This window comes from Pseudomonas sp. GL-RE-26, assembly GCF_019956275.1.
In the GTDB taxonomy this organism is placed as follows: Bacteria; Pseudomonadota; Gammaproteobacteria; order Pseudomonadales; family Pseudomonadaceae; genus Aquipseudomonas; species Aquipseudomonas grandcourensis.
The window spans coordinates 26094-47162 of record NZ_JAHBDI010000025.1; the positions used below are offsets into that span (position 1 = coordinate 26094).

Genomic DNA, 21069 nt, shown 5'->3' on the forward strand with positions numbered 1-21069 from the left:
TCACTCCTCCGGCGTCGCGTGTTCACCACGCTGAATAGCGCGCATAAAGTCCAGCTTCAACAGCAGGTTCTTCATACCTTCGATATCCAGTCTCTCGGTATTATGGGAGTTATAATCTTCAGTGCGAGAAATCTTTTCCTCCCCTTGCTCCACAAATTTTGCGTAGTTCAAATCGCGTAGATCAGGCGGCACTCGGAAGTAATCACCACGATCTTCCGCGCAGGCCATTTCTTCACGACTCAACAGCGCTTCATACAGCTTTTCACCATGGCGAGTACCGATCACTTGAATCGGGTGCTCCGGCAGTTTGAGCATTTGAGTCAGCGCATTGGCAAGAGTTTCTACTGTAGCTGCTGGCGCTTTCTGCACAAACAGGTCGCCATTGTTGCCGTGCTCAAAAGCGTACAACACCAAATCCACCGCATCCGCCAGAGTCATCATAAAGCGAGTCATGCTAGGGTCGGTCAGGGTCAAGGGCTTGCCGTCGCGAATCTGCTGAATGAACAGCGGAATAACCGAACCTCGCGAAGCCATGACGTTGCCGTAGCGCGTTCCGCAAATGACAGTCTTCTCATCATCAGCACTACGCGACTTGGCCACCATCACCTTCTCCATCATCGCCTTGGAGATTCCCATTGCATTGATGGGATAAACGGCCTTGTCAGTACTCAAGCAAACAACGCGCTTGACACCATTTTGAATAGCCGCTTCAAGTACGTTCTCCGTACCCAGGACATTGGTCTTCACAGCCTCCATAGGGTGGAACTCGCAGGATGGAACCTGCTTGAGCGCCGCCGCGTGGAAAATGTAATCGACGCCACGGGTGGCATTCAGGACGCTCTGGTAATCACGAACATCACCAATATAGAACTTCAGCTTGGAGCTCGCGTAATGCTTACGCATGTCATCCTGCTTTTTTTCATCCCGACTAAATATGCGAATCTCGGCAATATCGGTATCAAGAAAGCGCCTCAAGACAGCATTACCAAAGGACCCGGTACCACCGGTGATCAAAAGCGTCTTATTCTGAAACATAATATCCTCACAACATTATTTGTTTCAAACAGCCACAAGAAGACTCATATTTTCTGCCTTTAAAACTGATGACAACAAACATCAGGAATACAATGCAAAAAAACGAATCTGACACGTGTGCCGATTGATTGTTAGCTAGTGTATTTAACACCGACAAATACACAAACAGGCACAGGAGCACCAAGGTTTTAGCACCCATTTTCCACAGTACTGCATTTTTCCAGGCGCCACGCCAGAAAGAGCCCATCACGACTATTGGCAGGGTAATTCCCAGAGAACCTAGATCGCTAGATAGCCCCGGAAAGATAGTCACCCACTGCGAGCCATCGTGACTTTCTACAGTCACCAGCAAAGCACAGGCCATGCCCAACATCAGAGGAGGCAGAAAAACCTCACCTAATTCATTGGACATAAATCACACTCCACAAACACAGAGCTATACGACCAAATCAAGAAGTTGGGACGTAATGTGCTTCACTTCAAACACTTCTTTAAAACGCACTGGCCCCAACTCACTCATTACCCTCATCTTATCAGTATCGCGCAGCAACGCCTCGATAGATTCGAGCAACTTATCAGGTTCTCCAGCTTCAACACTGATGCCTACGCCTAATGAGGCTATATAGTCCCCATAATCCGTAGAGGACTCTACCGACGCGATAATAGGCAAACCCACTCTCAAATAATCTATCGTTTTAGATGGAAAGCTTGGGACATCAACATCCCTGACCGTACATACAAGAGCGAGATCACAGGATTTTATCAACCCCACATACTCGTCTCGAGGTATACGTGGAATCCAGATAAGATTTCCACAGCATTGCTCGATACTTGCTTCCACAAGTGACTCAAGGGAACCACTCCCGATCACGAGGAACGTTACGGGAGAACCACGCTGCTGCGAAAGCTTAGCGGCCCCTATCAGGTCTTCAAGACCTCGACCGTGAACGAGTTGGCCACCAAAAACAACAAGCGGCCTATCCTGCGGCAAAGAATACTTTTGGCGAATATCGGTACGATCCACCCCAGGCAATGTAGTTTCTTTCCCCCACACCGGGGTGATGCAAATTTTTTGCTCATCGCGAATAGGGTAATGAGTACGAAGGTAAGTTTCGTTCGCAGGCGACATACACGCAATCACATCGAATTTGCGTATCAGCGTCTCTTCAACCTTTCTTGCTACAAAGAAAGAAACACCAGACGAAAATAAACCGATTTGTCGATGATGATGCGGAAAGAAATCCCACTGAATCAATAGCGACGTAAGCTTTTTGTTTCGGGCCAACAACATAATTGGCAAAGCCATAGTAATGGCAGGTGAAAACCCAATCACCGCATCAAATTTTCGCTGTTTGACCAGCTTTCGCGAAATCGAATATGCAGAAAATGACGAGAGGCTCCACTTTAGGATACGAGTAACGAACTCAAATGGGGAACTCACCAACAAAGGAGGAATCGAAATCACTTCGACCCCGTTTCGCAGCTTTAGATTCGAACGGGTGCTGCCGGGTTTTGCCGACCAGTCGAGACATAGCACGGTCACCTCATGCCCCAATTCCTGGAAAGAATCGGCCAATTCATTTGTAAGCCAAGGATCATTTTCAGACAATGAAAACTTGGTACACAGCATAAGAATCTTCATGACTTCCCTCTCTTAAACCAAAATCCCAGCCCTGCGGCCATGAACATGGAAAGCAACCCGTAAGTAATCACGTGCGCATACACTGGAGCCATAGACCCAAAAGTACTCAGCAGCATGAGAAACACGCTAAAAATAAATATACCTTGTGCAAATTCGAATATTATCGACACTCGCACAGCACCTCTAGCCATGAATATCAAAGATATTGCAGACGCGATCGTTCGAAAAATATCTCCAACCATCTGAGGTAAAAAATAGTCAGTCATCGGAAGAAACTCGTCTGAAAAAACCAACTTGACAATAATATTTTTCAGACTATAAAGAACGATAAAACCTAACAAGAGAGCTGACAACAACCACAACAGACTGACTTTAAACTCTTTAATAACCAAGTTAAGATTGGCTGCTGATGCATACCGAGGCAACACATAATTCATCAAAACAACACCCACGAACTGCATATAGACATCAGACAGCTTAATCACGCCCTGCCATAGCCCCACCTGCTCCCAGCCAAACCTCTGCGCCATACCATCACGCATCAAAATTTGCGCAACTGGAACGGATGTAGAACCTACCAAGGCCAAAACTGAAAAAGACAACAGGTGACGCATTCTAACCCTATCGACCAAGAATCTCGAAAAATGGAAAAGCTCTCTCCGGCCTGAAGCCATAAACAACAATGTGACAATTGCGGTTAACGCCGGCATTAGCATTACCGAGTACGCAGCACCGTCAAAACCAAACGAGTTGACTGCAAGGGCCAACACAAGCGTACCAAGTACTGTTCCTAATATATTGACCTTCGCGTAGAAACTGCTCTCACCACGGCTGCTTGCCTCTGCCTGAACCAAACTTCCGTAACCCACAATCACTTGAACCAATCCAAGGCCTACGAAAAGAGCGGTAAACCCTCCCTGCATCAAACGACTTGAAAGTGCGGTGGAGAAAATCATCAAAAACAGTGCAACAATTGCAGAGATAACGGTCGTTAGTGTAAATGCCGTAGCAAACCAAGCCTTCCCTTCCTTCGATGCAACAGGTGACTCCGCCAGGACCTTGATCAAACCATTGGTTATTCCGCCGCCGGCAAACATGCCCGTAATAGCAACCAGCGTCATGAGCTGACCAAGCAATCCAAAACCATCCGGCCCCAACTTCCAAGCCAGTAGTTTTATTACTATGAGCCCTGCTACAGCCTTCACTAGTATTGAGGAAGCGAAATGGATACCAGCTTTCAACCTTGCCAAACTTCAAACCTCATCGCAGTGCCCTTTTACTTGCAGCCAGGAGTCACGCCAGGAAAGCCACGTCCAAGCAGTGGCACCCACTGCCGGGTAATCCACCACTTAAGCACTCGTCCAAATACGAATGGAGCAACAAAAGGTACGCCCCCTGAATTCCTTTATCCAAGCAACCATCAGTGCCACCATCAAACACACCCTTACGTGCTACCAGACGAGAAATGCTGGCCACACAGCAACGTAAGACTGAGAAAAATGCGCAAATTCAACACACTTACCACTCCAGAGTCAACCCTTACTCATCAGTCAGTACGCTTTGCTCAAGTCACGCTGCCGATACACACCGGGCGTACACCTTGAAATGACAAATAGCTCTCAGTAATCGGGCTCCAAACCAATGCCGAAACCCGCCGACCAGGCCATTCAAAGCCCCCATCGGACTGCGTCCGTACAGCTACAAAAAATTGATTATACCTGTGCGCACGTAGCATCGCTGCCACACAATTCGACAATCTCACCATCAAGCACAAATTCACTCCTGTCGACCCATATCCGTCGGAATTTATCGGTGGCCCCCTCAAGCAACGCAAGACCGAGCAAAATGCATAGACTCTGGTCTCCAGACGAACGGGCGCATGGCAAAGGTGTAGGTTTAAATGGGAGTTCCCAGAATGAAAAATCAAGGCCGAATCTTCAGAATGCCGACAAATAGCCAGCAACTTCTTCAACTAAACAGCTTGATAGATGTTACGAATGGGGCAGGGGCAGAAAAAGAGTCAAAAGTGCAGGGCATCAACAAAAAAACTGAAGAATATGCATTGCCCTAATCACCTCGAGTGTGCCCCCCCCCATTGAGAAGCAACCGTATCATGATACGCGCCAAAATTTGATCAATCCGCCAGTCATTGATATGGCAAGGATTACCACATCTTACTGAGAAAAAACCGACTTCTTGGATGAATTCGAAGGAAGGAAATAGCGCACCAAGGCAAAGCCCACCCCCAACAACACGCCAAAGAGAAAACTGAGCATAATTATTAAAGACTTTTTAGGTTTTATAGGATTGAGCGGTGGCTTGGCATCTCCATCCAAGCGATAGACGACAACATCCTGAAGATTTGAAGAAATCGACTTGTAAAACGCCCGCTTTGACTCAAGATCCCGCAAACGCCCAATGAAAGGGTCATTCGCACCTCGCGCCTCCAGGTTTTCAATCTCCGCCTCCAGCGCTTTAGTGCCACGCATGTAAATGAGCTGCCCATCGACGCTGCCAGCGATTTGAACCGCGGGATTGCCAGTAATAATAGGAGGCTTCTCCAATCCAATGGCGTTCGCAACCCGAAGAGCTTCACGCAGTTTAGTGATGGTATCCTCTCGGACTTTTTGAGCATTTTCACGCAAATCGGCAATTTGTCGATCAAGGCTACGAACCTTGACATCCGCCTCATATAAAACGTTTTTTATTATTTCCTTCTCCGCCAACTTACCTGCTCGATGAATATATTCTTGCGCCCATTGCGCAGCTTGCTCAGGGTTACTACTTTGAATAGTAACCACATACTCATCTGGAAGATCTCTTGTTGGCTGAGACACAACCAAGCGCTTGGAAAGCTCGGAATACAGAAGATCACTACCAGCCTTGCCCTCGTCTTTACTTGATCCGGGCGCCATTACTTCAGCAATGAATGTTTGACGGAGAGTCTCGCCTCTCAAACTCTGCAAAAAAATCGAGTAAACATCTTTAACTGTAATAGGAACCAGCTCTGTTTCGCTGCTTCTGCCGTAATTTAGATTCGCAATATCATTGTAAGTAGGAGGCATAGCAAATGCACTTGCCTCATAAACCGGGCGGGCAAAAAAAACGTAGGCTACTGCAATCAAGGTTACTATGCTTGCAGTGGCGAAAATCGTCCATTTTGTTTTCCATAGCACGCGAAAAATATCGGAGATATCAATCTCGCCCAGGCCATTGGATTCTTTACTATTCAATATTCTTGACTTCCACTAAAGGCTGATAACTCAGCCCAGTAAATCTTCAGCCCAATCAGGTACGGTTTCGCCTTTGCTTAAAAGCCATCGCCAGAAGCGGGCCAAGCAAAATACCACCGAGCATAAATGTCGCTACGAAAATAGAAACCGGGAGTGGCTGCGTTGTCATCCCCAAAAAAGAAATAGAGGTAAGCTGCTGATTTTCAAGCATAAAAACCAGAATAGCAGCAAAAAGCATTAGCAAACACAGCCACAGAACAGCCTTTCTGAAACTATTCATTAGAACCTACCCCGGAGAACGCATTAAAATTCACCAGCATCATCCTCTTCCTCATTCACCCGATCCCTAAGCTCTTTCCCTGGCTTGAAATGCGGAACGAACTTGCCGTCGAGACTGACAGACTGGCCGGTTTTCGGATTACGGCCGACCCGCGGCGCGCGATAGTGCAGAGAGAAGCTGCCAAACCCCCGGATCTCGATACGATCTCCGGTAGCCAGACATTGGGACATTTGCTCAAGCATGGTCTTGATGGCCAGCTCCACATCCTTGGATGAGAGCAGCCCTTGATGGGTGACAATTCGTTCGATCAACTCCGACTTCGTCATATTTTTCCCTTCTTTTTCAAGCAGCTAGGTCAGCGCCTCAAAGGTTTTAGCACGCCTGCACGATTTTGAACAGTCTGAGTTTTACCATCTATCCCAGCGCCTCAAAATGCTTGATTCCTGGAACGGGTAGACTCTGGGCGATCACCCTGTTATCGGCAAATCACCAACATAGTGCGCGTCAGGAAACCTGCCGGGTTGAACCCAAACAGCCCCTCCTCCTCTTCCTTGAGATCATCAGACCTTGCAACAACCTGGTAGCCCGCCCCCTTGCATTCCTTGGTCGCGCGCTTGTAACACATGTCCCATTTCGAACCGAGCCCCGAACAATCGACCTCAATGCCGCCAACCCCACGCACTACGTGAGTTTTGGCGTTAGTGGTACAACCCGCTAGCACCAGCACTACTACTGCGACAATGAGCTTGTTCATTCACGTCCTTTTGCCAGAAAGCCTACCAGGCGATCATCAGTCTCAGACTAAAGACTAGCTGCAAATAACCGTTTGATCTGACTAAACAATCAGACATTTTTTGGGCATTTTTGGTTCACGGTCCGAGCAAATCAAGCTGGCCAAAATTCATTCACTAAATTACAGGCACAAAAAAGGGCGACCGAAGTCGCCCTTTTTTACAGAAAATCAGAACTTAGTTCTGCTTTTCCATTTGTGCACGCAGCAGGTCACCCAGGGTGGTGGCCACAGGAGCATCAGTAGCTACTGGCTTGTCGCGCAGGCTCTGGATTGCTTCTTTCTCGTCTTCAACGTCTTTCGACTTGATCGAGAGCTGAATTACACGGCTCTTGCGGTCAACGCTGATGATCTTGGCTTCTACTTCTTCGCCTTCTTTCAGAACGTTGCGCGCGTCTTCAACGCGGTCACGGCTGATTTCGGAGGCTTTCAGAGTCGCTTCGATATCGTCGGCCAGAGTGATGATGGCGCCTTTAGCGTCAACTTCCTTCACGATGCCTTTAACGATGGCGCCTTTGTCGTTCTCTTGAACGTACTCGGAGAACGGATCGCTTTCCAGTTGCTTGATACCCAGGGAGATGCGCTCGCGCTCTGGGTCAACCGACAGGATAACGGTGTCCAGCTCGTCGCCCTTCTTGAAGCGGCGAACGGCTTCTTCGCCCACTTCGTTCCAGGAGATGTCGGACAGGTGAACCAGACCGTCGATACCGCCGTCCAGACCAATGAAGATACCGAAATCGGTGATCGACTTGATGGTGCCGGAGATTTTATCGCCCTTGTTGAACTGGCCAGAGAAATCTTCCCATGGGTTAGATTTGCACTGCTTGATGCCCAGGGAGATACGACGACGCTCTTCGTCGATGTCCAGAACCATAACTTCCACTTCGTCGCCGACTTGTACGACTTTCGAAGGGTGGATGTTCTTGTTGGTCCAGTCCATTTCGGAAACGTGTACCAGACCTTCAACGCCTTCTTCCAGCTCAGCGAAGCAGCCGTAGTCGGTCAGGTTGGTTACACGCGCGGTAACGCGAGTGCTTTCTGGGTAACGGGCTTTGATAGCAACCCATGGATCTTCGCCCAGCTGCTTCAGGCCCAGGGAAACACGATTGCGCTCGCGATCGTACTTCAGAACCTTGACATCGATCTCGTCGCCAACGTTGACGATTTCGGAAGGATGCTTGATACGCTTCCAAGCCATGTCGGTAATGTGCAGCAGGCCATCGACGCCACCCAGATCGACGAATGCGCCGTAATCGGTGAGGTTCTTGACGATACCTTTGACTTGTTGGCCTTCCTGCAGGGATTCCAGCAGAGCTTCGCGCTCGGCGGAGTTCTCGGCTTCCAGGACGCTGCGACGGGAAACGACAACGTTGTTGCGCTTCTGGTCCAGCTTGATGACCTTGAATTCCAGCTCTTTGCCTTCCAGGTGCGTGGTGTCGCGCACTGGACGGACGTCAACCAGAGAACCTGGCAGGAACGCACGGATGCCGTTAACGTCGACAGTGAAGCCGCCTTTAACCTTACCGTTGATAACGCCCTTGACCACTTCTTCGGCTGCGAAGGCTGCTTCCAGAACAATCCAGCATTCAGCGCGCTTGGCTTTTTCACGGGACAGCTTGGTTTCACCAAAGCCGTCTTCAACCGAGTCCAGAGCAACGTGAACTTCGTCACCGACGTTGATGTTCAGTTCGCCAGCGTCGTTGTAGAACTGCTCAAGCGGGATGAGTGCTTCAGACTTCAGGCCAGCGTGAACGGTTACCCAGCGAGCCTGGTAATCGATATCAACGATAACACCGGTGATGATGGAGCCTGCCTGAAGGTTCAGGGTTTTTAGGCTTTCTTCAAAGAGTTCCGCAAAGCTTTCGCTCATTTTAATTCCTGTTGATGAGGGCGAAGAATACGCCCATCTCCACACCCCAGACGGTGTGGGTTAGTTTCATTTAAAAGAAGCCACCGCAGGACTATGACTGGTCCCCTGCGGCCTTCTTGGTCACCCGGCGATATCGCGAATGGCGATCTCGCTCATGATGCGTTCCAGCACCTGGTCGATGGATAATTCCGTGGAATCCAGCTGTATGGCGTCAGCCGCCGGTTTGAGCGGGGCTACCGCTCGCTGGGTGTCACGCTCATCGCGCGCACGTATCTCATCTAGCAGACTCGACAGACTAACACCCTCGACCTTGCCCTTCAACTGCAAATATCGACGGCGCGCCCGTTCCTCGGCACTGGCGGTCAGAAAAATCTTCAGCGGCGCGTCAGGAAAAACCACTGTGCCCATGTCGCGACCATCCGCCACAAGGCCCGGTGCCTCCTGAAAGGCTCGCTGGCGCTGCAGCAGCGCCTCGCGTACAGCGGGCAGCGCAGCCACCTGGGAAGCGCCGGAACCGACGCTTTCGGTGCGAATGACATCGCTGACTTCATCACCTTCCAGAATGATGCGTTGCAACTGACCGTCCGTCGCCGCGATGAACTGCACATCCAGATGAGCGGCGAGTTTCTTCAGCAGCTCTTCATTGGTCAGGTCGACACCGTGGTTATGCGCGGCGAAGGCCAGCAATCGGTACAACGCACCGGAATCCAGCAGGTTCCAGCCCAGGCGCTTGGCCAGAATCCCGGCTACCGTACCCTTGCCCGAACCACTTGGCCCATCAATAGTGATGACCGGTGCAATGTTGATCACGACTGTGCCTCTTGTGCCACGCGAATACCGACCTGTGCGCACAGCGCCAGGAAATTCGGGAACGACGTCGCGACGTTGGCGCAATCATGAATGCGGATCGGCGCACTGGCGCGCAGCGAAGCAACGCTGAACGCCATGGCAATACGGTGATCACCATGACCGTGCACTTCACCGCCGCCGATCTGGCCGCCGTCGATGATGATGCCATCCGAGGTTGGCTCGCACTTGACGCCCAGCGCCAGCAAACCATCCGCCATGACCTGGATGCGATCCGACTCCTTGACCCGCAGCTCTTCGGCGCCACGCAACACGGTGCGCCCTTCGGCACAGGCCGCGGCGACGAACAACACCGGGAACTCGTCGATCGCCAGCGGGACCAGCGCCTCGGGAATCTCGATACCTTTGAGTTTAGCTGCACGTACGCGCAAGTCAGCCACCGGTTCGCCACCCACTTCACGCTGGTTTTCCAGGGTGATGTCGGCGCCCATCAGGCGCAGGATGTCGATCACGCCGGTACGGGTCGGGTTGATGCCGACGTGCTCCAGCACCAGCTCCGAACCTTCGGCGATCGATGCCGCCACCAGAAAGAACGCCGAAGACGAAATATCGCCCGGTACTTCGATGTGGGTCGCGGTCAGTTTATTGCCGGACTCGACCGATGCGGTCGCACCGTTGACCGTTACCGGGTAGCCGAAGCCACGAAGCATGCGCTCGGTATGGTCGCGGGTCGGAGCAGGCTCGGTAACCGTGGTCTTGCCTTCGGCATACAGACCGGCAAGCAGCAGGCAGGACTTAACCTGGGCACTGGCCATCGGCATGGTGTAGGTCAGGCCCTTGAGCTTGTTGCCACCACGAATGGTCATCGGAGGGCGACCTTCAGCGGCGGTTTCGATTACCGCGCCCATTTCACGCAGCGGGTTGGCCACGCGATTCATCGGGCGTTTGGACAGCGAAACGTCGCCGGTCAGGGTGCTGTCGAAGTTCTGCGCAGCCAGCAGGCCGGACAGCAGACGCATCGAAGTACCGGAGTTGCCCAGGTAGATCGGGCCCGGTGCCGGCTTCAGGCCATGCAGGCCGACGCCGTGAATGGTCACGCGACCGTGGTGCGGACCTTCGATGACCACGCCCATGTCACGGAACGCCTGCAAGGTCGCCAGGGCATCTTCGCCCTCCAGGAAACCTTCGACTTCGGTGACGCCTTCGGCCAGGGAGCCAAGCATGATCGAACGGTGGGAAACCGATTTGTCACCCGGTACGCGAATCCGACCGGACAGGCGGCCACCAGGTTGAGCCAGGAAAATCAGATCGTTGGAATTCATAGCGTCCACATAGGCCCTGCGGGCCAGGATTTTACTGAAATGCTCGCGGGCAACCCGGGCGCGAGTGAAAACGCCCAACAATTGGTGCCCATCCCCTGCATCGACCGCGTCGCGCAATGCGTCGAGATCGCTGCGAAATGTATCGAGTGTGCGCAGGACAGCTTCGCGGTTGGCGAGGAAGATGTCGTGCCACATGACCGGGTCGCTTCCGGCGATTCTTGTGAAATCGCGGAAACCGCCCGCAGCGTAACGGAAGATCTCAAGATTTTCATTGCGCTTGGCCAACGAATCGACCAGGCCGAACGCCAGTAAGTGCGGCAGATGGCTGGTCGCGGCCAGCACTTCGTCGTGACGCTCGACCTGCATGTGCTCGACATCGGCACCCAACTCGCGCCACAAGCGGTCGACTACCGCCAAGGCTGCCGGATCGGTCTGATCCAGCGGCGTCAGGATTACTTTGTGGCGACGGAACAGCTCGGCATTGGAGGCTTCCACCCCGCTCTGCTCTGAACCGGCAATCGGGTGCCCCGGCACGAAGCATGACGGCATCTTGCCAAATGCTTCGGTGGCCGCACGCACCACATTGCCCTTGGCACTGCCGACATCGGTCAGGATCGCCTGCCCCAGATCCATGCCCGCCAGACGCGCGAGCACTTTTTCCATGGCCAGGATCGGCACCGCCAGTTGGATGACGTCGGCGCCCTGACAAGCAACGCCCAGGTCCTCCTCGCAGCGATCCACCACACCCAACTCAACCGCGAGTTTGCGCGATTGTGGATCGAGATCGACTCCGACCACTTCGCGGCACAGACCGCTTTCACGCAAACCCTTGGCAAACGAACCGCCGATCAAACCGAGACCGACCACCACCAGGCGACCGATCATAGGCTCAGCAGATTGCAGCGCAGTGACATCAACCACGAGCCAGAACCTTGGTCAGCGCTTCCAGGAAGCGGCTGTTCTCTGCCGGCAGGCCAATGGTGATGCGCAGGTGGTTCGGCATGCCGTAGTTGGCCACCGGACGCACGATCACGCCTTCACGAAGCAAGCCCTGGAACACCGGGGCCGCGACTTGACCGAGATCGACGCAAATGAAATTGCCCTTGGACGGGATCCAGCTCAGCCCCAGCTCACGGAAACCGGTTTCCAGTTGCTGCATGCCGGACTCGTTCAACTGACGGCTTTGCGCCAGATACTCTTCGTCCTTCAACGCCGCACAGGCCGCGGCCAGGGCCAGGCTGTTGACGTTGAACGGCTGGCGTACACGGTTCAGCACGTCTGCGACCACCGCCGTGGACAAGCCATAACCCACGCGCAGCGCCGCCAGGCCATAGGCCTTGGAGAAGGTGCGGGAAACCAGCAGGTTCGGATAAGCCGCCAGGAAGTCCAGGCCATCCGGCAGATCGCTGCCTTCGGCGTATTCGATGTAAGCCTCGTCCAGTACGACCAGCACATGCTCCGGCACATCCTGCAGGAATTCATCCAGCGCCTCGGCGTCGAACCAGGTCCCGGTCGGGTTGTTCGGGTTGGCGATGAACACCACGCGGGTGTTGGCATCGATGGCTGCCTGCATGGCAGGCAGGTCATGCCCCCAATCCTTGGCCGGAACCACCTTGGCCTGCGCGCCGACAGCCTGGGTGGCAATCGGGTAGACCGCGAACGCATGCTCGCTGAACACGGCATTCAGGCCCGGCGCCAGGTAGGCACGCGCAACCAGCTCCAGGATATCGTTGGAACCGTTGCCCAGCGTAACCTGGTTGAGTTCGACGCGGCACTGCTCGGCCAACAGGCTCTTGAGGGCAAAACCGTTGCCGTCCGGATAACGGGTCAGCTCGGCCAGCGCATCGCGAATCGCCGCCAGCGCCTTGGGGCCGGCGCCCAGCGGGTTTTCGTTGCTCGCCAACTTGATGATGCTGGCTGGATCGAGGTCCAGCTCACGTGCCAGTTCGTCCACGGGTTTGCCCGGAACGTAAGGCGAAAGTTGTTGCACGCCCGGCTGTGCCAGAGCGAGGAAATTGCCACTCATTTGCTACCGCCCCTTAGAGAACTGCTTTCGGGTAGGAACCCAGCACCTTGAGTGCCACTGCTTCCTGACTGATCTTTTCCAGCACACCCTTGACCAGCGGGTCGCGGTGGTGGCCGACGAAGTCGATGAAGAACACGTAGGTCCATTTACCGCTGCGCGACGGACGAGTCTCGATTCGCGTCAGGTCGATGCCATTGTCGTGGAACGGCACCAGCAACTCGTGAAGCGCACCCGGCTTGTTGCTCATCGAAACGATGATCGAGGTCTTGTCGTCGCCGGTCGGCGGCACTTCCTGGTTGCCGATCATGAGGAAACGCGTGGAGTTATCCGGGCGGTCCTCGATTTTTTCGGCCAGACGGGTCAAGCCGTACAGGCCGGCCGCCATGTCGCCGGCAATCGCCGCCGAGTTCCACTCACCCTTGACCCGCTTGGCCGCTTCGGCGTTGCTGGACACCGCCACGCGCTCGACATTCGGGTAATGGGCGTCCAGCCACTTGCGGCACTGGGCCAGGGACTGGGCGTGGGAGTAGATGCGGCTGATGCTGTCGGTCTTGGTGTTTTCACCGACCAACAGGTGATGGTGGATACGCAGCTCGACTTCGCCGCAGATCACCATGTCGTGTTCAAGGAAGCTGTCGAGGGTGTGGTTGACCGCGCCTTCGGTAGAGTTCTCCACCGGCACCACGCCAAAATTCACCGCCCCCGCCGCCACTTCACGGAACACTTCGTCGATCGCCGCCATCGGCTTGCTGATCACCGCGTGGCCGAAGTGCTTCATGGCCGCCGCCTGGGTGAACGTACCTTCAGGGCCGAGGTAAGCCACTTTCAGCGGCTGCTCGAGCGCCAGGCACGACGACATGATTTCGCGGAACAACCGCGCCATCTCTTCGTTGCCCAGCGGCCCCTGGTTGCGCTCCATGACACGCTTGAGCACCTGAGCTTCGCGCTCAGGACGATAGAACACCGGCACTTCGCCTTCGGCCAGCGAGGCCATCTTTACTCGCGCGACTTCCTGGGCGCAGCGCGCACGCTCACTGATCAGTTCCAGGACCTTTTCGTCCAGGGCATCAATGCGCAGGCGCAGTGCCTTGAGTTCTTGCTCAGACATTAGCCGTGTTCCTTCTCGAACTCTGCCATGTACGAAACCAGCGCATTGACGGCGTTGATGTCGACGGCGTTATAGATGGAGGCGCGCATGCCACCCACGGAACGGTGCCCCTTGAGGTTCAACAGGCCACGCTCGTCGGCACCGGCCAGGAACGGCTTGTCCAGACGATCATCAGCCAGGCGGAACGGCACGTTCATCCACGAGCGGTCCGACTTGTTGATCGGGTTGCTGTACAGGCCGCTGGCATCGATGAAGCCATACAGCGTGCGCTGCTTGACTTCGTTGAGCTTGCCGATGGCCTCGACGCCGCCCTGCTCCTTGAGCCACTCGAATACCAGGCCAGACAAGTACCAGGCCAGGGTCGGCGGGGTGTTGTACATCGAACCGTTATCGGCCGCGACCTTGTAGTTGAGCATGGTCGGGCAAATGGAGCGCGCATGACCCAGCAGGTCTTCGCGAACGATGTTGACCACGATACCACTCGGGCCGATGTTTTTCTGGGCGCCGGCGTAGATCATGCCGAAGCGCGAAACATCCACCGGGCGCGACAGGATGTCCGAGGACATGTCGGCGACCAGCGGGATATCACCGGTCTCGGGAATCCATTGGAACTCCAGGCCGCCGATGGTTTCGTTCGGCGCGTAGTGAACGTAGGCCGCGTCTTTCGACAATTTCCATTCGTTCTGGCCGGGAATGGCGAAATAGTCGTAAGGCTTGGCGGTGCCGGCAACATTGACATGGCCGTAGCGCGAAGCTTCTTCGATGGCTTTCTGCGACCAGATACCGGTATCGATATAGTCGGCCGAGCCGTTTTCCGGCAACAGGTTCAGAGGAATCTGAGCGAATTGCTGGCTGGCGCCACCTTGCAGAAACAGCACTTTATAGTTCGAGGGGATATTCAGCAGATCACGCAGATCCTGCTCGGCCTTGGTGGCGATGGACACGAACTCATCACTGCGATGGCTCATTTCCATGACCGACAGACCCTTGCCGTGCCAGTCGAGGAGTTCACCCTGGGCGCGCTGCAGGACAGCTTCGGGAAGCGCCGCAGGACCGGCACAGAAGTTATAGGCTCTCTTGCTCACATCCAATCTCGCTCTGATTTGGTGGTATCACGCAATAAATCGCAACATCAATCGACACCCTGTAGGAGCGAGCTTGCTCGCGAAAAACCTGAGGACGCCGCGGGATGCCAGGCTTCCCGCGTTATCGTTAACGTCCATCGCGAGCGAGCTCGCTCCTACAGAAGGGACATAATTATTCAAAGGGACAAACAACAAGGGGGCGAATTTTCATCCGCCCCCTGCTTACCCGCTTATTCCTGTGGTTCTTCGTCAGCGGCGGCGTCGAGTTGTTGGTCTTCGGCAACGTCGTCGATCACGACTTCCCCGACAAACCCTTCACCCTCTTCACCTTCCAGCTCTTCACCCTCGACTTCCGACGGCTCCTGAACCCGCTCCAGCCCGACCAGTGTTTCGTCGTTGGCCAGCTTGATCAGGGTCACGCCCTGAGTGTTACGACCCAGGCTGGACACTTCGTCGACACGGGTACGCACCAGGGTGCCCTGGTCGGAAATCAGCATGATTTCCTCGCCATCGAGTACCTGGACTGCACCGACCAGACGGCCGTTACGCTCGTTGCTGACCATGGCGATAACGCCCTGGCCGCCACGCTTGTACTCAGGGAACTCGGTGATCGCCGTGCGCTTGCCGTAGCCACGCGCCGAAGCGGTGAGGATCTGGCTGCCTTCTTCCGGGATCAGCATGGAAATCAGCTTCTGACCTTCCGGCAGACGCATGCCGCGGACACCGCGAGCGGTACGGCCCATGGCGCGAACGTCGGTTTCCTTGAAACGGGTAACCTTGCCGCCGTCGGAGAACAGCATGACTTCGCGCTCGCCATCGGTAATGGCGGCAGAGATCAGTACGTCACCTTCGTCCAGCTCCAGCGCGATCAGACCGACGCTGCGTTGACGACTGAAGGATTCCAGCGGGGTCTTCTTCACGGTGCCTTTAGCAGTCGCCATGAAGATGAAGTGACCTTCGGTGTATTCCTCGACCGGCAGCATGGTGGTGATGTATTCATCACTGTCCAGCGGCAGCAGGTTGACCAGCGGACGACCACGGGCAGCGCGGGACGCTTCCGGAATTTCGTAGGTTTTCAGCCAGTACACTTTGCCCTTGCTGGAGAACAGCAGCAGCGTGGTGTGGCTGTTGGCAACCAGCAGGTGAGCAATGTAGTCCTCATCCTTGACGCCGGTCGCCGACTTGCCTTTACCGCCACGACGCTGAGCCTGATACGCAGCCAATGGCTGGGTCTTGGCGTAGCCACCGTGGGAGATGGTCACGACGCGCTCTTCTTCCGGGATCATGTCACCCAGGGTCAAGTCGAGACGGGCATCGAGGATCTCGGTGCGACGCACATCGCCGTACTCGGCGCGGATCACTTCCAGCTCTTCGCGGATCACTTCCATCAGACGCGTGGCGCTGCTGAGGATGCGGATCAGTTCGCCGATCTGGTTGAGGATCTCTTGATACTCGGCCAGCAGTTTTTCGTGTTCCAGACCGGTCAGACGGTGCAGACGCAGTTCCAGAATGGCTTGCGCCTGTTCTGGCGACAGGAAGTATTTGCCGTCGCGTAGGCCGTATTGCGGGTCCAGGGTTTCTGGACGGCAAGAGTCGGCACCGGCACGTTCGACCATGGCCACCACGGCAGAGGATTCCCAGGCAGTACTGATCAGCGCTTCCTTGGCTTCCGACGGCGTTGGCGAGGCCTTGATAAGGGCGATGACCGGGTCGATGTTCGACAGGGCAACCGCTTGACCTTCCAGAATGTGACCACGTTCGCGGGCTTTACGCAGCTCGAACACGGTACGGCGGGTAACGACTTCGCGACGGTGACGAACGAAGGCTTCCAGCAGGTCCTTGAGGTTCAGGATCCGTGGACGGCCGTCGATCAGCGCAACGATATTGATACCGAACACCGCTTGCAGCTGGGTCTGGGCGTAGAGGTTGTTGAGGATGACCTCAGGCACTTCGCCGCGACGCAATTCGATCACGACGCGCATACCGTCCTTGTCGGACTCGTCGCGCAGTTCGGTGATGCCTTCGAGCTTCTTCTCTTTTACCAGTTCGGCGATCTTCTCGATCAGACGCGCCTTGTTCAACTGGTAAGGGAGTTCGGTGATGACGATCTGCTGGCGGCCACCGACCTTGTCGATGTCTTCGATCATCGAGCGGGCGCGCATGTAAATGCGACCGCGACCGGTGCGGTAGGCTTCGATGATGCCGGCGCGACCGTTGATGATCGCGGCGGTCGGGAAGTCCGGACCGGGGATGTATTGCATCAGCTCGTCGACAGTCAGCTCTGGATTGTCGATGAGCGCCAGGCAACCGTCGATGACTTCACCGAGGTTGTGCGGCGGAATGTTGGTCGCCATGCCCACGGCGATACCGCTGGAGCCGTTGACCAGCAGGTTGGGAATACGGGTCGGCATGACCGCCGGGATCATTTCGGTGCCGTCGTAGTTCGGCACCCAGTCCACGGTTTCTTTATGCAGGTCAGCCAACAGCTCGTGCGCCAGCTTGGTCATGCGCACTTCGGTGTATCGCATGGCCGCAGCGTTGTCGCCGTCCACTGAACCGAAGTTGCCCTGGCCGTCTACCAGCAGGTAGCGCAGGGAGAATGGCTGCGCCATCCGAACGATGGTGTCGTACACCGCGGTATCACCGTGCGGGTGATACTTACCGATCACGTCACCGACAACACGGGCAGATTTCTTGTACGGCTTGTTGAAGTCGTTGCCCAGCTCGCTCATCGCGAACAGCACGCGCCGGTGCACGGGCTTCAAGCCATCGCGCGCATCCGGCAGTGCCCGCCCGACAATTACGCTCATCGCGTAGTCGAGGTAGGACTGCTTCAGCTCGTCTTCGATATTGACCGGGAGGATTTCTTTGGCCAGTTCGCCCATGAGAAGCCTGATTCCTTTTTCTGGTGAAACTTCGTCAGGACCAACGAAGCTCGCCGCTGCAGGCTCAGTGCCATGCATTGGCTTACAACAAATCAACGAGTTATGCCATGGATCTGTGCAGTACGGGTCGCCACTTGGGGCAACCCTGGAAACCGCCGGATGTTATCACAAGAGCCGCCACGCACCTATCCCCCAGATGCGCATGGAGAGTAGTTAGTTGACCGGTGACAGGCTTGAAGGGGACGAGAGAGGCTTAGAGCTGTGTTGAATGGAGAATTTGTGGCTGATTCGGGCTGATTTGTTGGCTTTAAGGGCCTCTTCGCGGGCAAGCCCGCTCCCACAGTGTCCTGCGGCGGTCACAAAACCTGTGGGAGCGAGCTTGCTCGCGATGGCGGCTTACCAGACACCAAAGATTATCAATGCAGACGTTTACGGCACATCAACTGCGCCATTTTCGCCGTATCCGGGCGTTCTACAATGCCTTTTTCGGTGACGATCGCATCGATCAGATCCGCCGGCGTCACGTCGAACACCGGGTTAAAGGCATGAACATCAGCCCCGACGCGCTTGCCGCCGACCTCCAGCAACTCGCGACCATCACGCTCTTCAATCGGGATCTCATCGCCACTTGCCAGATTCATGTCGATGGTCGAACTCGGCGCCACCACCATGAAGCGCACGCCATGGTGCATGGCGTTGACCGCCAGTTGGTAGGTGCCGATCTTGTTCGCCACGTCGCCGTTGGCGGTAATCCGGTCAGCGCCGACGATGACCCAGGTAGGGCCTTTGGTCTTCATGATATGCGCCGCGGCAGAATCGACATTGAGGGTTACTGGAATGCCTTCATTGGCCAGTTCCCACGCGGTCAGCCGCGAGCCCTGTAGCCATGGGCGGGTTTCGTCGACATAGACCTGCTCGACCATACCCTCGATGAATGCTGCACGAATCACCCCCAACGCCGTGCCAAAGCCGCCCGTGGCCAGCGCGCCGGTGTTGCAGTGGGTCAGGATCGCCTGGGCGTTGCCCTGATGCTTGCGGATCAGGTCCACACCCAGCTGGGCCATGGTCAGGTTGGCTTCGCGATCACTTTCATGAATGGCGATAGCCTCGGCCTCCAGCACCGCCAGCGGATCGGCATTGTCTTTCAGGCGATCAAGCCGGTCGTGCATGCGACCCAGCGCCCAGAACAGGTTGACCGCGGTAGGACGAGAATCGGCCAACAGCATGAAATCCTCTTCCAGCGCCGCGTACCAGTCACCACCTTCGGCAATACGGGCACGGGCAGCCAGTACGATGCCATAAGCCGCACTGATACCAATCGCCGGAGCACCGCGCACCACCATCGAGCGAATGGCCTCGGCCACGCCAGCAGCGCTGGTGTAGGCGATCCAGGTTTCCTCGAACGGCAAAATGCGCTGATCCAGCAGATGGAGAGCGCCATCACGCCAATCGATGGCCTTTACCTTTTCCGCAGCCAACAGTCGATCGCGCATCCCTCACCCCGCACTCTTGAACAAAAGCCGCCGATTATAGCGATCCCCCCGCGAAGACGCTCGGGTATACTTCGCCATCCTATACAAAAGCACTGGAACCGACCCTCGATGCCGAACACTGCCGCTGCGCTCGACCTGTTATTGCTGCCGACCTGGCTGGTACCCGTCGAACCTGCTGGTGTTGTGCTCAAGGAACATGGCGTGGGCATCCGTGATGGACGCATCGTGTTTATCGGCCCACGTTCCGCCGCGCTGAAGCTTAACGCAACCGAAACCCGCGAATTGCCCGACATGTTGCTCAGCCCCGGCCTGATCAATGCCCACGGGCACGCGGCGATGACGCTGTTCCGTGGCCTGGCCGATGACCTGCCATTGATGACCTGGCTGGAAAACCACATCTGGCCCGCCGAAGCCAAGTGGGTCGACGAGGATTTCGTGCGCGACGGCACGGATCTGGCCATCGCCGAGCAAATCAAAGGCGGCATCACCTGTTTCTCTGACATGTACTTCTTCCCGAAGGTTGCCAGCGAGCGCGTGCACAACAGCGGTATTCGCGCGCAGATCGCGATTCCGATCCTCGATTTCCCCATTCCAGGCGCCGCTACCGCGGACGAAGCCATTCGTCAGGGCGTTGAACTGTTTGGCGATCTCAAGCACCACGAGCGCATCAAAATCACCTTCGGCCCCCATGCGCCCTACACCGTAGGTGACGAAAACCTGGAAAAAATCCGGGTGATCGCCGAGGAACTGGACGCCTCGATCCACATGCACGTGCATGAAACGGCGTTTGAAGTGCAGCAATCGGTCGAGCAGCGCGGTGAACGACCGCTGGCCCGGCTGGCGCGCCTGGGCTTGCTGGGGCCGCGCTTCCAGGCGGTTCACATGACCCAGATCAGCGAAGAAGACCTGGCGCTGCTGGTAGAAAGCAACAGCAATGTGATTCATTGCCCGGAGTCGAACCTGAAGCTGGCCAGCGGGTTCTGCCCGGTCGAGCGTTTGTGGGAGGCCGGGGTCAATGTCGCGGTCGGCACCGATGGCGCGGCCAGCAACAATGACCTGGACCTGCTCGGCGAAACCCGCACCGCGGCTCTGCTGGCCAAGGCTGTTGCCGGCTCGGCCACCGCGCTGGATGCCCATCGCGCCTTGCGCATGGCCACCCTCAACGGTGCCCGGGCACTGGGTATCGAGGCCGAAACCGGCTCGCTGGAAATCGGCAAGGCCGCGGACATGGTGGCTTTCGATCTCTCCGGCCTGGCCCAGCAGCCGGTCTACGACCCGGTTTCGCAGCTTATATACGCCACCGGCCGGGACTGCGTGAAACACCTTTGGGTTGCCGGCAAGCAGTTGCTCGACGACCGTCGCCTGACACGCCTGGATGAACAACAGCTTGGCGCTGTCGCGAGGGCCTGGGGCCAGCGCATCAGCGGCCGCACCGAATCGTAAGCACCCTGGAGCACAATCCGGGGCAACAGGATTTTTCAAGTTTTAGAGGA

General features: G+C 55.7%; 18 protein-coding genes. 2 read left to right on the forward strand and 16 right to left on the reverse strand.

From position 1 onward, the window contains the following. From KGB07_RS17145 to KGB07_RS17160, 4 genes are read right to left on the reverse strand one after another with little or no spacing between them, the layout of a single operon-like run. Positions 1-1035 (reverse strand): polysaccharide biosynthesis protein, encoded by a 1035-nt coding sequence (locus KGB07_RS17145; protein ID WP_223466045.1) that lies wholly within the window; start codon positions 1033-1035, stop codon positions 1-3. A gap of 7 nt (positions 1036-1042) precedes the next feature. Continuing rightward, positions 1043-1447, reverse strand: a complete 405-nt coding sequence (locus KGB07_RS17150) for a hypothetical protein (protein WP_223466046.1) — start codon at positions 1445-1447, stop codon at positions 1043-1045. A 24-nt stretch (positions 1448-1471) separates the two neighbouring features. Beyond that, positions 1472-2677 carry a glycosyltransferase family 4 protein gene (locus KGB07_RS17155; protein WP_223466048.1) on the reverse strand — a complete coding sequence of 402 codons (1206 nt, stop codon included), beginning with the start codon at positions 2675-2677 and terminating at the stop codon, positions 1472-1474. After that, positions 2674-3927, reverse strand: coding sequence for an O-antigen translocase (locus tag KGB07_RS17160; RefSeq protein ID WP_223466049.1), 1254 nt, complete (start codon positions 3925-3927; stop codon positions 2674-2676). The genes KGB07_RS17155 and KGB07_RS17160 overlap by 4 nt, the downstream gene beginning before the upstream one ends. Positions 3928-4592: 665 nt before the next feature. On the opposite strand from KGB07_RS17160, the gene KGB07_RS17165 reads away from it, so the two are divergent. After that, positions 4593-4748 (forward strand): hypothetical protein, encoded by a 156-nt coding sequence (locus KGB07_RS17165; RefSeq protein WP_223466051.1) that lies wholly within the window; start codon positions 4593-4595, stop codon positions 4746-4748. A 103-nt stretch (positions 4749-4851) separates the two neighbouring features. On the opposite strand, the gene KGB07_RS17170 is transcribed toward KGB07_RS17165, so the two are convergent. The 12 genes from KGB07_RS17170 to mtnA form a co-directional block, all read right to left on the reverse strand. Further along, the gene (locus KGB07_RS17170; RefSeq protein ID WP_223466052.1) at positions 4852-5910 is read right to left on the reverse strand and encodes an LPS O-antigen chain length determinant protein WzzB; all 1059 of its coding nucleotides are present in this window, start codon (positions 5908-5910) and stop codon (positions 4852-4854) included. A 55-nt stretch (positions 5911-5965) separates the two neighbouring features. Continuing rightward, positions 5966-6190, reverse strand: coding sequence for a hypothetical protein (locus tag KGB07_RS17175; protein WP_223466053.1), 225 nt, complete (start codon positions 6188-6190; stop codon positions 5966-5968). Between the two features lie 23 nt (positions 6191-6213). After that, positions 6214-6516 carry an integration host factor subunit beta gene (ihfB, locus tag KGB07_RS17180; RefSeq protein WP_223466055.1) on the reverse strand — a complete coding sequence of 101 codons (303 nt, stop codon included), beginning with the start codon at positions 6514-6516 and terminating at the stop codon, positions 6214-6216. A gap of 149 nt (positions 6517-6665) precedes the next feature. Next, complete coding sequence (locus KGB07_RS17185; protein ID WP_046042605.1) at positions 6666-6944, reverse strand: hypothetical protein; 279 nt, start codon at positions 6942-6944, stop codon at positions 6666-6668. Between the two features lie 214 nt (positions 6945-7158). Then, positions 7159-8850, reverse strand: coding sequence for a 30S ribosomal protein S1 (gene rpsA / locus KGB07_RS17190; RefSeq protein WP_007973639.1), 1692 nt, complete (start codon positions 8848-8850; stop codon positions 7159-7161). A gap of 120 nt (positions 8851-8970) precedes the next feature. Further along, complete coding sequence (gene cmk, locus KGB07_RS17195; RefSeq protein ID WP_007985391.1) at positions 8971-9660, reverse strand: (d)CMP kinase; 690 nt, start codon at positions 9658-9660, stop codon at positions 8971-8973. Continuing rightward, entirely contained in the window at positions 9657-11864 is a 2208-nt protein-coding gene (locus KGB07_RS17200; RefSeq protein WP_263290452.1) for a bifunctional prephenate dehydrogenase/3-phosphoshikimate 1-carboxyvinyltransferase, read from the reverse strand. The genes cmk and KGB07_RS17200 overlap by 4 nt, the downstream gene beginning before the upstream one ends. Positions 11865-11892: 28 nt before the next feature. Beyond that, positions 11893-13005 carry a histidinol-phosphate transaminase gene (gene hisC, locus KGB07_RS17205; protein WP_223466059.1) on the reverse strand — a complete coding sequence of 371 codons (1113 nt, stop codon included), beginning with the start codon at positions 13003-13005 and terminating at the stop codon, positions 11893-11895. Between the two features lie 13 nt (positions 13006-13018). After that, a complete protein-coding gene (pheA, locus tag KGB07_RS17210) occupies positions 13019-14113 on the reverse strand; it encodes a prephenate dehydratase (protein WP_007939916.1) in 1095 nt (364 codons plus the stop codon). Further along, positions 14113-15198, reverse strand: coding sequence for a 3-phosphoserine/phosphohydroxythreonine transaminase (serC, locus tag KGB07_RS17215; RefSeq protein ID WP_046042602.1), 1086 nt, complete (start codon positions 15196-15198; stop codon positions 14113-14115). The genes pheA and serC overlap by 1 nt, the downstream gene beginning before the upstream one ends. A gap of 230 nt (positions 15199-15428) precedes the next feature. Next, positions 15429-18083, reverse strand: coding sequence for a DNA gyrase subunit A (gyrA, locus tag KGB07_RS17220; protein ID WP_046042601.1), 2655 nt, complete (start codon positions 18081-18083; stop codon positions 15429-15431). Between the two features lie 416 nt (positions 18084-18499). Continuing rightward, positions 18500-19576 (reverse strand): S-methyl-5-thioribose-1-phosphate isomerase, encoded by a 1077-nt coding sequence (gene mtnA, locus KGB07_RS17225; protein WP_046042600.1) that lies wholly within the window; start codon positions 19574-19576, stop codon positions 18500-18502. Positions 19577-19684: 108 nt separating this feature from the next. On the opposite strand from mtnA, the gene KGB07_RS17230 reads away from it, so the two are divergent. Then, complete coding sequence (locus tag KGB07_RS17230) at positions 19685-21019, forward strand: TRZ/ATZ family hydrolase (RefSeq protein WP_223466061.1); 1335 nt, start codon at positions 19685-19687, stop codon at positions 21017-21019. Positions 21020-21069: the final 50 nt, after the last annotated feature.

Bases quoted from the DNA above. Each gene is read 5' to 3' on its own strand.
- KGB07_RS17155 (WP_223466048.1), bottom strand. From the start codon at position 2,677: ATGAAGATTCTTATGCTGTGTACCAAGTTTTCATTGTCTGAAAATGAT.
- gyrA (WP_046042601.1), bottom strand. From the start codon at position 18,083: ATGGGCGAACTGGCCAAAGAAATCCTCCCGGTCAATATCGAAGACGAG.
- hisC (WP_223466059.1), bottom strand. From the start codon at position 13,005: ATGAGTGGCAATTTCCTCGCTCTGGCACAGCCGGGCGTGCAACAACTT.
- KGB07_RS17230 (WP_223466061.1), top strand. From the start codon at position 19,685: ATGCCGAACACTGCCGCTGCGCTCGACCTGTTATTGCTGCCGACCTGG.
- KGB07_RS17150 (WP_223466046.1), bottom strand. From the start codon at position 1,447: ATGTCCAATGAATTAGGTGAGGTTTTTCTGCCTCCTCTGATGTTGGGC.
- ihfB (WP_223466055.1), bottom strand. From the start codon at position 6,516: ATGACGAAGTCGGAGTTGATCGAACGAATTGTCACCCATCAAGGGCTG.
- pheA (WP_007939916.1), bottom strand. From the start codon at position 14,113: ATGTCTGAGCAAGAACTCAAGGCACTGCGCCTGCGCATTGATGCCCTG.
- rpsA (WP_007973639.1), bottom strand. From the start codon at position 8,850: ATGAGCGAAAGCTTTGCGGAACTCTTTGAAGAAAGCCTAAAAACCCTG.
- KGB07_RS17200 (WP_263290452.1), bottom strand. From the start codon at position 11,864: ATGATCGGTCGCCTGGTGGTGGTCGGTCTCGGTTTGATCGGCGGTTCG.
- KGB07_RS17175 (WP_223466053.1), bottom strand. From the start codon at position 6,190: ATGAATAGTTTCAGAAAGGCTGTTCTGTGGCTGTGTTTGCTAATGCTT.
- KGB07_RS17185 (WP_046042605.1), bottom strand. From the start codon at position 6,944: ATGAACAAGCTCATTGTCGCAGTAGTAGTGCTGGTGCTAGCGGGTTGT.
- KGB07_RS17165 (WP_223466051.1), top strand. From the start codon at position 4,593: ATGAAAAATCAAGGCCGAATCTTCAGAATGCCGACAAATAGCCAGCAA.
- mtnA (WP_046042600.1), bottom strand. From the start codon at position 19,576: ATGCGCGATCGACTGTTGGCTGCGGAAAAGGTAAAGGCCATCGATTGG.
- KGB07_RS17145 (WP_223466045.1), bottom strand. From the start codon at position 1,035: ATGTTTCAGAATAAGACGCTTTTGATCACCGGTGGTACCGGGTCCTTT.